Source organism: Psychrobacter sp. 28M-43, from assembly GCF_014770435.1.
In the GTDB taxonomy this organism is placed as follows: Bacteria; Pseudomonadota; Gammaproteobacteria; order Pseudomonadales; family Moraxellaceae; genus Psychrobacter.
Genome location: NZ_CP061739.1, coordinates 2,406,998 through 2,424,314, shown reverse-complemented (window position 1 = coordinate 2,424,314; position 17,317 = coordinate 2,406,998). Strand labels below are relative to the sequence as shown.

The 17,317-nt window shown below is 44.4% G+C and carries 13 protein-coding genes; 6 read left to right on the top strand and 7 right to left on the bottom strand.

The window, feature by feature from the left end; all coding sequences use genetic code 11:
* Positions 1-41: 41 nt before the first annotated feature.
* The 4 genes from IEE84_RS10100 to IEE84_RS10085 all read right to left on the bottom strand — a co-directional run bounded on the left by IEE84_RS10100 (position 42) and on the right by IEE84_RS10085 (position 4,291).
* Entirely contained in the window at positions 42-812 is a 771-nt protein-coding gene (locus tag IEE84_RS10100) for an iron ABC transporter ATP-binding protein (protein WP_057761234.1), read from the bottom strand.
* Positions 813-889: 77 nt separating this feature from the next.
* Entirely contained in the window at positions 890-1,975 is a 1,086-nt protein-coding gene (locus tag IEE84_RS10095; RefSeq protein ID WP_191114076.1) for an iron chelate uptake ABC transporter family permease subunit, read from the bottom strand.
* Between the two features lie 96 nt (positions 1,976-2,071).
* Complete coding sequence (locus tag IEE84_RS10090; protein WP_224737764.1) at positions 2,072-3,157, bottom strand: ABC transporter permease; 1,086 nt, start codon at positions 3,155-3,157, stop codon at positions 2,072-2,074.
* Between the two features lie 81 nt (positions 3,158-3,238).
* Complete coding sequence (locus tag IEE84_RS10085; RefSeq protein WP_191114075.1) at positions 3,239-4,291, bottom strand: siderophore ABC transporter substrate-binding protein; 1,053 nt, start codon at positions 4,289-4,291, stop codon at positions 3,239-3,241.
* Positions 4,292-4,799: 508 nt separating this feature from the next.
* Between IEE84_RS10085 and IEE84_RS10080 the strand changes: the two genes are divergently transcribed.
* From IEE84_RS10080 to IEE84_RS10070, 3 genes are all read left to right on the top strand, one after another.
* Positions 4,800-5,759: an energy transducer TonB gene (locus IEE84_RS10080; RefSeq protein ID WP_191114074.1), complete on the top strand. Its 960-nt coding sequence runs from the start codon at positions 4,800-4,802 to the stop codon at positions 5,757-5,759.
* Between the two features lie 108 nt (positions 5,760-5,867).
* Positions 5,868-6,557 (top strand): MotA/TolQ/ExbB proton channel family protein, encoded by a 690-nt coding sequence (locus IEE84_RS10075; protein WP_191114073.1) that lies wholly within the window; start codon positions 5,868-5,870, stop codon positions 6,555-6,557.
* Between the two features lie 126 nt (positions 6,558-6,683).
* Positions 6,684-7,085, top strand: a complete 402-nt coding sequence (locus IEE84_RS10070) for an ExbD/TolR family protein (protein ID WP_025651314.1) — start codon at positions 6,684-6,686, stop codon at positions 7,083-7,085.
* Positions 7,086-7,310: 225 nt separating this feature from the next.
* On the opposite strand, the gene IEE84_RS10065 is transcribed toward IEE84_RS10070, so the two are convergent.
* Positions 7,311-7,850 carry a DUF2799 domain-containing protein gene (locus IEE84_RS10065; protein ID WP_224737762.1) on the bottom strand — a complete coding sequence of 180 codons (540 nt, stop codon included), beginning with the start codon at positions 7,848-7,850 and terminating at the stop codon, positions 7,311-7,313.
* A 357-nt stretch (positions 7,851-8,207) separates the two neighbouring features.
* Here IEE84_RS10065 and IEE84_RS10060 point away from each other — a divergent pair, with 357 nt between their 5' ends.
* Positions 8,208-8,804, top strand: a complete 597-nt coding sequence (locus IEE84_RS10060) for a hypothetical protein (protein WP_101205178.1) — start codon at positions 8,208-8,210, stop codon at positions 8,802-8,804.
* A gap of 283 nt (positions 8,805-9,087) precedes the next feature.
* Positions 9,088-11,754 carry a type I DNA topoisomerase gene (topA, locus tag IEE84_RS10055; RefSeq protein WP_191114072.1) on the top strand — a complete coding sequence of 889 codons (2,667 nt, stop codon included), beginning with the start codon at positions 9,088-9,090 and terminating at the stop codon, positions 11,752-11,754.
* Positions 11,755-11,978: 224 nt separating this feature from the next.
* Here topA and IEE84_RS10050 read toward each other — a convergent pair whose 3' ends face one another.
* Entirely contained in the window at positions 11,979-12,536 is a 558-nt protein-coding gene (locus tag IEE84_RS10050) for a superoxide dismutase family protein (RefSeq protein ID WP_057761216.1), read from the bottom strand.
* Between the two features lie 361 nt (positions 12,537-12,897).
* Complete coding sequence (gene lon, locus IEE84_RS10045) at positions 12,898-15,501, bottom strand: endopeptidase La (protein WP_224737760.1); 2,604 nt, start codon at positions 15,499-15,501, stop codon at positions 12,898-12,900.
* A gap of 454 nt (positions 15,502-15,955) precedes the next feature.
* On the opposite strand from lon, the gene IEE84_RS10040 reads away from it, so the two are divergent.
* Positions 15,956-17,317, top strand: coding sequence for a Na+/H+ antiporter family protein (locus IEE84_RS10040; RefSeq protein ID WP_191114071.1), 1,362 nt, complete (start codon positions 15,956-15,958; stop codon positions 17,315-17,317).

The window sequence follows — 17,317 nt, the reverse complement described above, 5'->3', positions numbered from 1 at the left end:
TATATTGAGTTTTTTATTGCGTACTTGAGTCTAACCACTCATTAAACCGTATCAACAATCACTGGACGTCCTTGATGACTTAGGACAGTGACATCGACGTTGTATAAATCTTTCATCGTTTCTTTAGTAATAACATCAGCAGGACGACCAACAGCCGTCACTTCTCCTGCTTTCATCGTAACTACTGTATCGGCAAACTGTGCCGCTTGGTTGATATCATGCAGGACAATCACCACGGTTTTTTGCTGATTGTGGCTAAGCTGACGTAGCTCACGCATCAGCCGACCAGCATGATACATATCTAGGTTGTTCAGTGGCTCATCGAGCAATAGATAGGGTGTATCTTGGCAGACAATCATAGCGATCAGCACGCGCTGACGCTGTCCACCTGATAGCGTTGACAAGAAACGCTCGGCAAGTGGCTCAAGCTCAAAGCGTTCGAGGATTTCCTGTACTTTTTGCTGATCGTCTGCGGTTGGTTGCCCTTGATGATAAGGGTAACGACCAAACATCAGTAGCTCATGTACGCGCAGGCGTCCTTGTACATGATTGTCTTGCCCGAGCATCGCGACAGTCTTGGCCAGCGTCCGCGCCTGACAGCTGACAATGTCACGTTCCTCATTATCTACAGCGAAGCTCACCTGCCCAGATTGTAGCGGCTGCAAGCGAGCCATGACAGAAAACAACGTAGACTTCCCAGCACCATTAGGACCAATCAAAGCAATCACCTGCGCCGTTGGTAGGGACAACGTAATGTCATGCAAGATTTGTTGTTTGCCAATATGGTGAGAGATATTATTCAGTTTAATCATAGTCAGTCTTATTTAAAAAAGTCTTAGGGTTTTCTCTATCAACAGCATCAGCTAAATAAACAATGTCGGCTAAGTAATCATAAAGAACGACGTTGAGACATAAATATCAATGCTAAGAACATCAATCCACCTGCTAGCTCTATCACGACGGACAATACGCCTGCCATATCTAGCACTTGCTCAAAGATAGTTTGACCCAGCACCAAGCAAATCATAGCGACCAAACTGACTAATATCAGCCGCTCGGTGTGATACATATGTCGAGCGATACGATTGGTCAATGCGCAAACCAATAGACCAAAGAAAGTCACTGGACCGACCAGGGCGGTAGCCGTGGCAACCAATACAGCGATGACAGTTAATAGACCAAATGCTAAACGTTGATAGTTGATACCAAGGTTGACGGCCTGCGCTTGTCCGAGCATCAACACATCGCACTGGTAACGCCAGCGCCATACAAATATCGCGGTGATGACACAGATAAATAAGCTGATACCTAGTAGCTGAGGGTTGACTGTGTTGAACTGCGCGTAGCTAGCAGACTGTACAACCACAAAATCATCAGGATTAATCAGCCGTGCAATAAGTGCTGATAAGCTGCGAAACAACACACCAAAGATAACGCCCACCAATATTAGCCGCGTCAGATCCTGACTGCTTTTAGAAAATAATAACTTAAACAATAATAAAGATGCCCCAAACATCAGGACAATTTCAAGTGTGAATTTGGCAAGGGGGTCGATACTGGTAAAGCTAATCGCACCTAAAAAGAAAACCAGTAAGCTCTGCAACAGAACATAGAGTGAATCAAAGCCAAGTAGGGAGGGCGTTAGAATTGGATTGTGAGTCAACGTCTGAAACAGTAACGTCGACACGCCAATCGCATAGCCAACCACCATCAGTGCCAGCAGTTTTTTGCCGCGTAATGGTAGCGCAAAGTCCCAATAGCCATTGACATTGAGTGTCATAAACAAGGTCATCGAGATAAGTAGAACAATAGCTGCTATGGATTTTGGATGCTCAGCTATCCATGCCCAAAGCTTTGCCAACTGACCTTGTGCAGCGGCTGAATACTGATCATCTGTTGAAGATGAGTTATCTACCGCTGTGCTAGTGTTTGTAGTACCAGTCTTGGTGGAAGTAAGCTTAGTTGATGAGAACATACAAAAATCCTATGGTGCCAAGCTTATCTAATAAGGCAAAAAATGAACGACGGTAAGTGAGTGTTGAAAATTAATACACAGTTAGTGAACATAGTGCTACTGCTCAGCTGGTGCACGTAATAACAGCCATAAAAATAGCACTGTACCAACCACACCAAAAATAGTGGCGACCGGCACTTCAAATGGATAGCGAATAGAGCGTCCGATAATATCGCATAGCAACACTGCTGAAGCACCAAGTAGGGCAACTGCTGGCAAGCTACGACGTAACTTATCTCCCATTAGACGGCTCACAATGTTTGGTACGACCAGCCCAATAAAAGGAATCATGCCCACAGTCACGACCACGACAGCGCTCATCATGGCTACCATACCCACGCCAATCCAAGTGACTTGACGCTTACTAATGCCTAAGTTCAAAGCGATATTGTCACCCAAACCGACGATGGTCAGCTTGTCGGCAATAATATAAGCCAGCACACACAGTCCACCCGTGAGCCACAACAGCTCATAGCGCCCTGCCAATACGCCCGAAAAATCACCAAACTGCCAAACACTCAGCATCTGTAGCGACTCGGTTTGATAGGCGATAAAGGTAGTGACTGCTTCAATAATGCCACCAAAGACAATGCCAATCAGTGGAATCATCAAAAAATCAGTGGGCGGAATACGGTGAATGAGCAGCATAAATAGCATCATGCCAAAAACGGCAGCGATGGTTGCCACGCCCATTTTGACAATGAGCGCACTGGCAGGGAACAGTAAACTGACCACTAGCAAACCAAGTGCAGCGCTCTGAGTTGCACCGACCATGGATGGCTCTACAAAGCGGTTTTTTAGCACCACTTGGATAATCATCCCAGCCACAGCCATTGCAATACCAGTCAAGATAATGGCAATGGTGCGCGGTATGCGGCTAACCAATAGCAGCGAGCTATCAGAATTAGCACTCTGCGTCAGCAGGCTCTGCAAGATACCTGACCAGGAAAAGTCAGCCACCCCGATAGATAAGCTCAATAACACCAAAAGCCCCATAAGAATGAGGCTTGCTGTATTGATGAACCACGGTGGTATGACAGTACGTCGATGTAACACATTGCCAGTACCGCTCTGCCAACTTGATACTGATGGAGCAGTACTGGATTTGAGCCTAGCATGAGTACGGGGTGAAAATAACGACATAATCTCTACTGGCTTAAAAATGAGCAGGGTTAACGGTAATAATACTTACTTGTGCAACAGTCGTTTGTCTAGAAAACGACATTATTTAGCGTTAGTAAAAGCATCTTTGATCGTCGTTAGATCCTGCATCCACTGGTAGTAGCCGCCAAATGCTAAGTAAGAATCTGGGCTCAAGTAAACCACTTGCTGCTTACTCCATGCATTGCTCTGGGCAACCAATGGATTGTCTAATACGGCCTTAGCACCAATACCGTCTTCACCAATTGCGGCACTACGGTCGATGACAAATAACCAATCTGGATTGGCTTTTTGGATATATTCAAACGATATGGGCTGACCATGAGGCGCATCGGCAATTTTGTCATCTGCCATTGGTACACCTAACACAGTGTGGATAAAACCATAGCGAGATTTGTCACCATAGGCTGACATTTTGTTGCCATTGACCATGACGACTAGGCCAGTGCCTTTATTTTCTTTTGTTAGACTTTTGGCCTCAGTGATGAGTCCATCGATGTTCTGTTGTAGCTTAGCGGCTTGATCGCTTTTACCAAACAGTGCACCTAGATCATGCAGGCGCTGCTTGCTTGATTCGTAAATGTTAGCTGTATCAATACTCATGTCCAATGTCGGCGCGATACTTGAGAGCTCGTCGTATTTTTCTGCCATGCGTGAACCGACCAAAATAGCTTGCGGCTGCATTGCATTCAACGCTTCAAGATCTGGCTCAAACACAGTACCTACCGATTTTGGATCAGGCTGTGTTTCTGAGTGTAGATTCTTTAGTAATAGACCACCAGGCATACCATCGACCGCCACATCTAGCGCCGCCAAATCTTGCATCAACGTCATGTCATAAACGACAAGTGGCGATGGGTTCATAGCCAGCTCAACATCACCTTTTACAGTATTGACCATGATTTTCTCAGCAGATACAGCGTCATTACTGGCAACGTTCTGTGATTCATCAGCCGTTGGGTTTTCAGTTTTGGCGTCTGCTGGCTCAGAGTCATTAGATTCAGGCGAGCTACATCCTGCCACTACCGTAGCTAATAACGCTGTCATGGCAGCAGTCAGTAATGGACGTTTAAAAAAAGAGGCGGTAGATCTGCTAGATAATAAGGGTGTCGGCATAATGAACTCGGTCTATCAAAAAATGTTTAAGCAATTGTCTAAAATAATTGCAGATGAAAAATCCTAAAAATATTAAGTCTGAAAGATGCTGAGATAAAAAGCATAAAATAAATAGTCTACTTAGTACCAATTAATAACTTTTTATACGAATAGTTTTTATACTTTTTATACGAATAGTTTTTATAAAAATAGTATGGGTAGACAACACAGCCGTTATAATAAAGTAGTTGAGACTCATTATCAATATAAATGATAATGGTTTTTATTAACAGTACTTGTTATATTAAACGCAACGTATCATTTGATGAAAAATAAGGTTCATAGTAGTGAGGTATAAAAGTAGGTAACGTTCATAGAAATGAGCGTTGAGATAGGAAAAACCACTAAGCAATATCACGTGTCAGAGATGTATTAAATAACGAAAATATTGTAAATTATTATTGATAATAATTATCGTTTGCATTATTATCTACGCCATTCTACTCTGAGTAATAAACATTAGGCTGTTATGAGTTCAACGGATTTAGACGCGCCACCACTTAAGTCGTTATTGCTAGCTATTGTTGCAGTCTTAGGACTCCATGTGCTTGCCGCAATTGCACTAGTGGCAATAAAAACCCCTGAACTCAAACCTGAGCCAAAAAAAGAGATGTCACCACTTGAGATAAAGTTTGTGTCATTACCGGCAAAAACGGTCTCAACTGAAGTAGAAAAACAAACAGTCACAGTCAAAAAAGAAGTACAGCCTGAGGTACAAGTTCAGCCAGCGCCGCAACCTGAACCAAAGCCTAAAGAGCCGGTTAGAAAACCAACAGAGACACCAGTAAAACCAAAAGAGCCTGTTGTAAAAAATGTAGAGCCGAAAGTGACGCCTGTGATAGCGTCAGAAAAGCCTCGTCCTGATACCAGTCAAAAAGTAGCCCCAAAAGAGCCGCTACCGGAACCAAAGGTTGATAACTCAGCAGCTGAAGCACAACGTCAAGCAGCTGCCCAAGCTGAATCAGAGCGCCAAGCCAGAAAAGCTGAGCAAGAGGCGCAAGCTAGGGCAGAGCAAGAAGCCAAAAGAGTCGCCGACGCCAAAGCTGCCGCTCAAGCGAAGGCTGCCGCAGAGACCGCCGCTGCTCAAGCAAGAGCTGAGGCGGAAGCAGCAGCTGCTTTAGCACAGAGTAATGAGCCTGTTAGCTTTACTGCTAGCTCTGCCAACTGGGCATCTGCGCCAAACTTTAGTTTCCCTGAGCGCGCTGCACGTAGAGCCCGTTCTGGTGATACGCTCAACGTTGTCTTGGTATTACGAGTCAACAAGCAAGGCGGCATCGATAACGTGCGAGTTGCTCAATCATCAGGTAATCCGCTAGTAGACAAAGAAGCCAGACGTCAAGTACGGTCTGGCAAATTCAAACCCTTTACTAAGAATGGCGTACCCGTGGTAGGTGATGTGACCCTACCGATCAGTTACGCGGTTCCTTGATAGCTCATATTTTATAAAAACGTATTTATTCATCATTTTTCATTATAAAACTAAACATGATATTTACCTCAGTATCATGTAATGGCATTACACATTAAGGAGTCTGACATGGACTTTATGCAATACTGGCAGATCAGCGACATGGTGACAAAAACGTTGTTCTTTTTGTTGCTTGCGTTATCTATTCTCTCTTGGGTGACAGGTATCGTCCGCGTATTGCAAAGCCGTAAACTGGCGACCAATGTAGCAGATGATTTGAGCCAGCAATTACAAGCCAGGCAGTCTGACTTGGCTGGTACTGATGCTGCCACTCGCCGTTTGGTGACTGAGCAGACTTTGCTCAAGCATATCGGTCGCTATCGTTTTGCTAGTGAGCGCGGTCTGCCGATTCTTGGTACGACGGCAGCGATTGCACCGTTCATTGGCTTGTTTGGTACGGTATGGGGTATTTTCCACGCCTTGCACAATATCGGTATGAGTGGTCAGGCAGGATTGGGGCAAGTTGCAGGGCCAGTCGGTGAAGCATTGATTATGACGGGTCTTGGTATTGCAGTAGCGATTCCAGCCGTGGTGTTTTATAACCTTGCAGTACGTATCAATCGCCGCATAATGTATCAAGCCAACGATAGAGCGCATGATCTATTGGCGCAATCAACGGGTCTTGTGGATACTACCAAGGTAACCGCGAGCCATGCTGCTAGCGCCTCACAAGTACACACTGCAACAAGCAGTCGTTCAACGACGAGCGAGACTCAGCATACCAGCAACTACAGTAATTCTGTGCCAAAGCAGCTATAGATAGTGTTGATTTTGCAGGCATTAAGTCTGCTAGCGCTAGGTCTGTAAAGGCTCAAACGACAAGTCGAAAAACCGTCAAAAAACGGCTTGGCTGTGTGAAAATAACCAAAAGCATTGAGAGTAACTATGGCATTTCAATTGGGTGATGATGACGTACGAAGCATGGATGAGATGAACCTCATTCCGCTTATCGATATCATGCTGGTATTGATGATTATATTTTTATTGACAGCGACCGTGCTGAATCCGACGGTGCCTTTAGATTTGCCAGAGACTAGTGCCGCGCTCAATGAAACGCCGCCAGAAGCGATTCAAGTCAGTATTGATAAAGATGCAGGGATATTCTGGGATAGTGATCCAATCAGTATGGAAGAGTTAGAGACACGCTTGCAGCAACAAGGCGCGACTGGTAAGAATCCAGCGGTACAGTTACGTGCGGATAAAGAAGGCAAGTACGATACGGTTGCTCAAGTCTTAGCAGCCGCAAGTAATGCTGGACTGACCAAAATCGCATTTGTGAATGAATAGTTTAGTAGCTAAATCTTTAAGAACTTAAGCATTGAATAGTTTAAGCACTGTGAGTTAGTGCTAGTAGCTTTGACTTTATATTAGAAAACTGGCTAGATAAATCAATAGCCCAACCAGTAAAACAACCAGCACCGCTATAATAAAAACAATTAAAATAATAAAATTTTCTCCAACCTCATTAACTACTTAAACCTCAAATTAAGTCGTTAGTGAGGTTTTCTTTTTTTACCAGCCGTAGCCAAACGGACGGTAGCCGTAACCGAAGCCTGCATGTCTGTAGCCAAATGGGTAAGGTGAGCGTAAGTAGTCGAGATCGCGCTGACGGATATAGTAGTAGCGCCCTTGGGAGTAGGCTTCTTCTAACTTCTCAATACCTTCTAACGGACAGACAGGTTGCCAGTCATAGCCTTCGCGACCGAGCTTATAAGCATTCAGCTCGGTACAGTAGTTTTTGAGACCCTGTTGACGCCCTTGTTCCCATTGGATACGGTTAGGACTAGCACCGCCGACACTGGCGCAGCTATTGGTATAGTGACCGAAGTAGGCACCAGAACGTCCTTGCGAGCCATCAGTGTAGCCGACTTCTTGCCAGTTGCTGCTTTGACACTGCTGCGGGGTTAGGCTCTGAGTCGTGGCACAGCCTGATAATGTCAGTACGACCGCGCCAAGTAGCGATAGGCTCATGCCTGTTTTGCTCATGACTTTACTCATCAGCTTGCGAGCGTGATAAGCGCCCGATGAGTTTGACTCAATAAGATAATTCATAATAAACCTGCGCGCGTTTAAAATTATGGTTTATCATAGCACTTTTTTGAACTGACCACTTTTCGCATCTGGTTTTTATAGTGTACTGTACTCAGTAAGTTTGTATACGCTAAATAGCTGATTTAATAGTGTAACTTGCTAAATTGTCATATGCTTTAAAAGCACCTGTTGCACCGCGATTGGACGACAACGCTTGATTTTTAATGGTTCGTGCTCATTATAAGCCCTTATATATCGTTGTTTATTATCGTACTAATCGCAAAACTATATGTACTATTTATAAATAACGGTTCATTAGCGATATTTACCGCTATATCTCTTAGTATCTTTTTCATTTAGTCAAAAGGCCAGACCATCATGGGAACATTGATTGGCGTTATCATTGTACTATTCGTATTAGGGAGTATGATGGCGCTCAAACCGAACGGTATCGATCAGCGTTTGGATAAGCTGCGTATGACCGCGCGTCGTCTACAGCTCAATCCAAAACTCGTTTCGTGCCCTGATTGGATTAAAGGCCGTGACAATGAGTATGGCCGCGGTATGCTTGGACAGTACTGCCTGATATTTGAAGACACTAAACTGCCGCATACTCGTTATCAAGTGATTGATGGACAGTGGCGACCAGACAGCAGTTTTGTCGATACCAGTACAGATGATAAGACGCTTACTATTCCCAGTGCGATTCGTTCTAGTCAAATCAGCAATAATCCAGTAGTCAAAAAGACTGATTTTAGCTTGGATCAAGTGCCGTTGGAGCTACCCGTAAGTATCGAACCGTTTGTTAAAGGTCTATTGACCAAGGCCAATAGCATTATTATTTATTGGGAAGATATTGCTTATGTACGTCCAGCATCCAATCCTACGTACCATCAAAAACGGATCGAAGCGGACTTATTAGTGCTCAAAGAAAACCTTGAGAAATGGGCGCTACAGATGCAAAAACAAGCATAAACCTAGTAAAGCGTTTTTTCGTCTCCATTAAAGGGCAATATGCAAGCGGTTTGTCATATTCAAATTATTTAAAGTTGACAGTTTAACGCTTAGCAGTGTAACGTCTTTATAACTATATCTTTATTTTATGGTTATTATTTGTTTTATAACCTTTTTTATCAGCAGCGATTATTACTATAAATAGTTGAACCATGGTCAAACCATGAGTATCCGCTTCCATAAATTGCCGTGCTGCTGAATTTAACCTTACTTTTAATTTACTTATATTATGGTGTCGTCAAACATGGCAAAAACCACAACCAAAAAAAGTCCAGCACCAGCTGCTGACAGCCCAAAGGGTAAGTCTTTGGTGATTGTAGAATCACCAGCCAAGGCAAAAACGATTAATAAATACCTTGGTGATGACTTTATCGTACGCTCAAGTATCGGTCACGTCCGTGATTTGCCGGTCAGTGCGAGTAAAAGCGCAAAGAAAGCAACAACCGCTAAAAAAGATGACAGTCTGACCAAAGAAGAAAAAGCGCAGCAAGCACTGGTACGCCGCATGGGTGTAGATCCAGAGCATGACTGGGCAGCAGTCTACGAAGTACTACCAAATAAAACCAAGGTCATCAAAGAGCTTAAAGCATTAGCCAAAGACGCTGACAAAATCTATCTAGCAACGGATATGGATAGAGAAGGGGAAGCGATTGCTTGGCATCTAAAAGAAGTCATCGGTGGCCCTGATAACAAGTATCAACGTGTGGTCTTTAACGAGATTACCAAATCAGCTATTCAAAGTGCATTTAAGCAGCCTTCAAAATTAGACATTGACCGCGTGAACGCGCAGCAAGCCCGTCGGTTCTTGGACCGTGTTGTTGGCTTTATGGTATCGCCATTATTGTGGCAAAAGATTGCTCGTGGACTGTCTGCAGGTCGTGTGCAGTCAGTCGCTATGCGCTTGGTCGTCGAGCGTGAGCATGAGATTCGCGCGTTCATTCCAGAAGAGTACTGGCAAATTCATGCTGATACGCACATTGCTAATGGTAAAGCCAAAAAAACCTCAGACGCTGAGCAAATCGGTATCCGCTTAGAGGCGACCAAACAAGGCGGGAAAACCCTAAAGCTTGGTAATAAAGAGCAGACCGATGAAGTTTTAGAGGTGCTCAAGGCAAGTGACTTTATCGTTAAAGAGCGTGAAGAGAAACCAACGCAATCACGTCCAAGTGCGCCGTTTATTACTTCGACCTTGCAACAGGCTGCTAGTACACGCTTAGGGTTCTCTGTTAAGAAAACCATGATCTTAGCGCAGCGTCTATACGAAGCCGGTCATATTACTTATATGCGTACCGATTCGACATTCTTATCAGGCGACGCGCTTGCTGCTGTCCGTGGTCATATCGAAGACAGCTATGGCGCAAAGTACGTACCAGAAAAACCAAATTTCTATGGTAACAAGCAGGGCGCACAAGAAGCGCATGAAGCGATTCGTCCTTCTAATGTCAATATGAAGTCAACACAGCTCAAAGGTGTTGAGCGTGATGCGATACGTCTATACGAGCTAATCTGGCGTCAATTTGTGGCGTGTCAGATGTTACCTGCCAAATATCTGTCAGTGAACCTGTTTGTCGGTGCAGATGATATCGAGCTAAAAGCCCGCGGTCGTACCATGGTATTTGATGGCTACACAAGAGTCATGCCACCGGCCAAGACTGATGACACCTTACTGCCTGATGTCAAAAAAGGCGATAAGTTAAACCTAGATAAGCTTGATCCGAGTCAACACTTTACCAAGCCTGCGCCTCGCTATACTGAAGCCAGTCTAGTAAAAGAGCTTGAGAAAAAAGGCATCGGTCGTCCATCGACGTATGCCTCAATTATCTCAACCATTCAAGATCGCGGCTACGTGAAGCTTGAGAATAAGCGTCTGTTTGCTGAAAAAATGGGCGATATCGTTACTGATAGATTGACGGCTAGCTTCCCAGATTTAATGGATTATACCTTTACCGCTGCGTTAGAGGACAAGCTCGATCATGTGGCAGAAGGTGATCAAGACTGGAAAGATGTGCTTGATAATTTCTACGGCGAGTTCAAAACCACTCTAGAGCGCGCCAAAGAAAAAGACGGCATGCGTCCAAACGATCCGACCGATGTACCAGATGTCCACTGTGATATCTGTGATCGTCCGATGCAGCTGCGCACAGGCTCAACAGGTGTATTCTTAGGTTGTACTGGTTATAACTTACCGCCAAAAGAGCGCTGTAAAGGCACCAAAAATCTAATGCCAGTTGAAGCATTCGCCAATCTAGATGATGCGGAAGGTGATGACGAAGCAGCAGAAGTTAAAGATTTGATGGAGAAAAAACGCTGTCCGAAATGTGGCACGGCGATGAATGGTTACATCGTAGACGGTGGCCTCAAACTACACATTTGCGGTAACAACCCTGATTGCGATGGTTATATCCTAGAAGAAGGTAAATTTGAAGTACCTGGTTCAGATGCACCAACCATTGATTGTAATAAATGTGATGGACAGATGGAGCTGAAGACGGGACGTTTTGGTCCTTACTTCGCTTGTCAGAAATGTGACAATACGCGCAAGGTGCTAAAAACAGGCGAAGCAGCGCCGCCACGTATGGATCCAATCCATCTGCCAGAGCTAAAGTCGACCAAGCACGATGATTATTTCATTTTGCGTGAAGGGGCGGCTGGGATGTTCTTAGCAGCGTCTAAGTTCCCAAAAGTGCGCGAGACACGTCCGCCAAAGCTGGCTGAGCTACGAGAAATTAAAGATAAAATGGAAGATAAGTTCCAGTATCTGTTTGCAGGACCAGATGAAGATCCTGAAGGCAACCCAACCATATTGCGCTGGTCACGTAAGAAAAAAGAGCAGTATATCGGCTCTGAGAAAAACGGCAAGGCCACACGTTGGGGTGTTTACTGGCGTAAAGGTGAATGGGTAGAGGAGTAAATATTGTTACATCCAATATAGTGCTTTTATAGCGTCAGACTCATTTAATGTACTACAGGTACAATTTGCATTGGTCTTTCTTGTATTGGCTTAAACAAACCTAATAGTTACTTCCAACAAAAAACCCTCTTATCATTTAAGAGGGTTTTTTTGTGCTTGTAATATTGCTTTTTAGCCATTTCTACGTTTGCAGACTTAGCCTAAGTCCATAGGTTTGGACAGTATTAGTTTTTTACGATGATACCGCAACCAATACGATCGCCTGCATTACCTGAAGGCTGACTGGTATAGTCGTCAACGCCAGCATGGACGATAAAGGCCAAACGATTTACGCTGTATTTACCTGCTTCAGTCGCTGCGATTTTCTTATTCACATAGTTAATAGTAGCAACACCATCTTCATTAGCAGTTAAGTTTGGCAAGTCACCAGCATGACCATTCATGTCATCTGGATTAGAATGTGGTTTGTTGTCTGGATTGAAGTGACCGCCTGCCGCTTTACCCATAACGTCACAGCTGCCTGTTTCGTGGATATGTAATGAGACAGTTCTGCCTGGCTGTAGGTTAGTAAGTTTACCGTAAACTTGGACGCCACCATCAACTGGACGTAAGAAAACTTGACCAACTTCTTTCTTCTTGCCATCTACTGTTTGTATGGTTGATTTTAGCGTTGGCTGTGCTAAAGGATTGCCTGTTTGCATTTGACTTTCTACCGTTTGGCAACCAGTCATTGCTAACGCTGAACCGCATAATAGGGTACTTGCAAGTAATGTCTTATTCATTATTATCTCCAATTGTTTGAGTTGTTATTTTTAATCTTCATTAAAGCCGCGAATATCTATCGTTATTGTTCTATAAAAATCGGTGTCAATATTCGTTAACATCGGAGTCAGTATAGCCAAGCTAACTCTATAGTTATTCATCAAATGCGCAACAATCAGTTAATAAATGTAAGTAACGTATGGGTTTGAAAAACGAACTAAGATAAATGATTTTTAAAATTAAATGGTTTTGAATGTGTGAGAAATCTACTAAGAAAGCTATGAACTGCAAGAAAATGAATAATAAATAGGCATTAAAAAGCCGCCCATCATTGTGATGAGCGGCTTCTTAATCTATAGGACGAGTTTAATAAAGGTTCAATTAGTTATGCAGTGCTTTGCCAGAGGTTTTATCAACCGTAACTTTTGCAGGTTTGATTGGTGTTGGCATACTCACCAAAGCAACCTTTAAGATTTCTTCAATCGTGGCGACTGGCTGAATGGTTAGGCCTTCTTTTACGTTGTCAGGGATATCAGCCAGATCACGCTCATTAGTCGCTGGGATCAAGACGTGCTTGATACCGCCGCGATGTGCCGCCAGCAATTTCTCTTTGAGACCACCGATGCGTAATATCTTACCGCGTAAGGTAATCTCACCTGTCATCGCAATATCTGGACGGATAGCGATACCTGTCAACGCAGAGACGAGCGCTGTCGTCAGTGCACCACCAGCAGATGGGCCATCTTTTGGCGTCGCACCCTCTGGCATATGTACATGGACGTCTGTTGTTTTAAACGTCTCGTAATCAATGCCTAAGCTATCACCGCGAGCACGAACCACACTCATTGCTGCGCGAATCGATTCTTTCATTACATCGCCGAGTGAACCGGTAAAGCTAAGCTCGCCTTTCCCTTTCATACCGACCGCTTCAATAGTCAATAGCTCACCGCCGACCTGAGTCCATGCAAGACCGGTAATACGACCAATCTCAGGCTCTTCTTCAGCCAGACCGTAGTCATACTGGTGCACACCTAGATAGTCATCGATGTTCTTGTCATCGACTGTCACTAGCTGACGTTCTGCTTTTTTCGGAGCACGTGCGCCATGAGTTTCAACCGAACCACGAACCACTTTACGGCAGATTTTATTCACTTCACGCTCAAGGTTACGCACACCTGCTTCACGCGTATAGCTACGCACGATGCTGTGCAATGCGGCTTCAACAATCTCAATTTCGCCTTCTTTGAGACCGTTTTGCTTAATTGCTTTTGGCACTAGGTATTTTTGTGCGATATTGACCTTTTCTTCTTCGGTATAACCTGGCAAGCGGATGACTTCCATACGGTCAAGCAGCGCAGGCGGAATATCCATACTGTTGGCAGTACAGATGAACATCACTTGCGACAAATCTAAGTCCATATCTAAATAATGGTCGTTAAATGTATCGTTCTGTGATGGATCCAATACTTCAAGCAACGCTGATGCTGGATCACCGCGGAAGTCTTGCGCCATCTTATCGATTTCATCCAATAGGAACAGCGGGTTTTTGACTTCTACTTTTGCCAATGACTGAACAATTTTACCCGGCATCGCACCGATATAAGTACGGCGATGACCACGAATCTCTGCTTCATCACGTACGCCGCCAAGCGCCATACGTACAAACTTACGACCAGTGGCACGGGCGATAGATTCGCCTAGTGAAGTTTTACCAACACCTGGAGGACCGACGAGACATAGAATCGGGCCACGAAGTTTTTTCACGCGTGATTGCACGGCGAGATATTCTAAGATGCGGTCTTTCACATCTTGCAAGCCATAATGATCTTCGTCTAATACCGTCTTAGCTTTGTCTAAATTGATAGATACTTTGGTCGTCGCATTCCATGGCGTGTCCAAAATCCATTCAATATAGTTGCGTACCACTGACGATTCGCTTGATGCAGGTGGCATCATTTTAAGTTTTTTGAACTCTTGCTCAGCTTTTTTGCGCACATCGTCTGGTAGGTCAGCATCTTCTAAACGCTGCTCTAACTCAGCAACATCATCTTCACCATCGAACGCGCCGTCATTCATATCTGACAGCTCGTTTTTGATGGCTTTCATCTTTTCATTCAAGAAATATTCGCGCTGATTGTCTTCCATTTGCTGACGGACAGCATCTTGAATATCTTGCTCGATGTTTTGCTCAGCACTTTGCTTAACCAGATATTCAGTCAAGGTATTGATATGCGTTTTGATATCGTCTTCTTCTAAGAAAGACTGTTTGATATCAAGATCCATCGACACACGAGTTGAGATGAAATAAACCAACTCAAGCAAGTCGTCGATACGCTTAGCCACACGAGTCAGCTCACGTGCATTGCGAAGTCGCGCATCTGCATAGCTTTCGAATAATGTAGTTAATGCTTGAATGGTGTTTTTCTGTTGGCTCTCATCCATGCTGACATCAAGGTCGGCACGTTCAAATCTCGCCATTAATAAATCATCATGGCCTTCTATGTTATCGACACGAGCGCGGTATTGACCTTCGATCAATACTTTAATGCAGTTCTCATCGCTATCGTGTGGCATAGTGCTGACGATGCGGCACACCGTACCGTACTGATACAAGTTGTCTTGATCAATATCTTCGGTCAGTGAGTCTTTTTGCGCGACTACCAATACTTTATTGCCATACTCAGCCTGTGCCAACTCAACCGCTTTCACCGATGGCGCACGTCCCACAAACAATGCAATTTGCATATGTGGATAGACGACGACGTCGCGTAATGCCAGCAGTGGCAGATAGCTTTCATCTTCATCGTCTTTGACAGCCTTGGATGAGGCATTTAACGCATCCGTAGATGAGCTTTCTGTCTCATTATTCGCGTCAGCACTGATGTTAGCGTCAGTGTCAGTATTTGCGTCAGACGTCGTGTCAGTGTTCAGGGCAGATGATACATCGATGTCGATGTTGTCTTTATCAATATTATGTTCACTCATATGTTTTTCCTCGTTCCCCAGACTTGTAAAGTCAAGTTCGTGGTTCATGTTTAGATAAATGGTGCTCACGAAAAAAATTGCAAGGCTGAATGATGAAGTCGTCTGCTTATCTTTGTTAAATAGTTGTTTGAGCGTCCAGTAAGCAATGCTATTAATGCTATTAATGTTATCAATACTGTGTCGTCAGGAGTATGACTGGTCTATGACTGGTCTATGAAGGATAAAGACAGTCAGAAATTATAGAAGAGGGTTTAGATGTATAGGTGGTATTTGGCTATCTATGATGATGTCTAATCGGTTCTATGCGTAGGCTTTATAAGCAAAATAAGGTAAACTGGCGCGCGTCTAAAACAGGCTCTCATATTGAGACGTTTTAGACAACAGGGCGATATTCATTAGTTTCAATATTCATAGGTCTCAATAAGACCAAAGTATAAAGAACAAGGGGCAACACATGGCCATCAATGCAGTATTGCTAGCAGTTATTATTATGCTAGGACTGTCACTTTCGCGAGTGCACGTGGTGCTCAGTTTATTAATCGGCGCGCTGGCAGGTGGACTGCTGGCAGGGCTTGGTATTACTGATACGCTTAATGCTTTTCAAGAAGGCATCCGTAATGGCGCAGAGATTGCGCTGTCGTATGCACTGCTTGGGGCGTTTGCGGTAGCGATTGCTCATTCGGGCTTGCCGCAGTCATTGGCAGGCGCGGTCATCAAGCGTATTGATGCTGCGGGTACGAGTGGCATGATTAAGTACATGCTGTTTGCAGGCCTCATTACCATGAGCTGTTTTAGCCAAAACTTAATCCCTATTCATATTGCCTTTATTCCGCTACTGGTACCGCCACTACTGTTAGCGTTTAATCGCATGCAGATTGATAGACGCCTGATTGCTTGTCTGATTACTTTCGGGCTAGTCACCACCTATATGTTTATTCCTTATGGTTTTGGTGATATCTATCTCAATCAGATTATGCTAAAAAACGTGGGTGAAGCGGGCATTGATGTTGCCAATATCTCTGTGGTGCAAGCCATGGCAATTCCTGCGTTGGGCATGCTAATTGGTTTGCTGGTTGCCGTATTTGTCAGCTACCGTAAGCCACGCGCATATCAGCAGATTGCGATAGATCAGCAAGCGCATGATGCCGTAGTAGAAGGTGATGCATTAAGCAAAACTGCTGCTGGCGCACAGTCGCAAAGCAAGCTAAAGACACTGGTTGCACTGGCTGCTATCGTTACGGCTTTTGTGGTGCAGTTATATACTGACTCGCTACTTCTCGGCTCGATGTTTGGCTTTGGCGTCTTTATGGCGACTGGCGTGGTGAAGTGGCGTGATGCTGACAGCGTCTTTAATGACGGTATCAAGCTGATGGCGATGATTGGCTTTATTATGATTACCGCGCAAGGCTTTGCTGAAGTAATGAAAGCGACTGAGCAGATTCAGCCATTGGTCGATGGGGCAGCATCGCTGTTCGCTGGTAACAAAGCGATGGCCGCATTTATCATGCTATTGATTGGTTTGATTGTGACTATGGGTATCGGCTCGTCATTTTCGACCATTCCTATTTTGGCCGCGATTTATGTGCCGCTGTGTATCTCTTTAGGGTTTTCGCCATTGGCTACTGTGGCGATTATCGGTACGGCTGGCGCGCTTGGGGATGCGGGTTCGCCTGCGTCAGATTCGACATTGGGGCCAACGTCTGGTCTAAACATCGATGGACAGCATGACCATATCAAAGACAGTGTGATACCGACTTTCTTACACTACAACATTCCACTACTGGTATTTGGTTGGATTGCAGCGATGGTGTTGTAG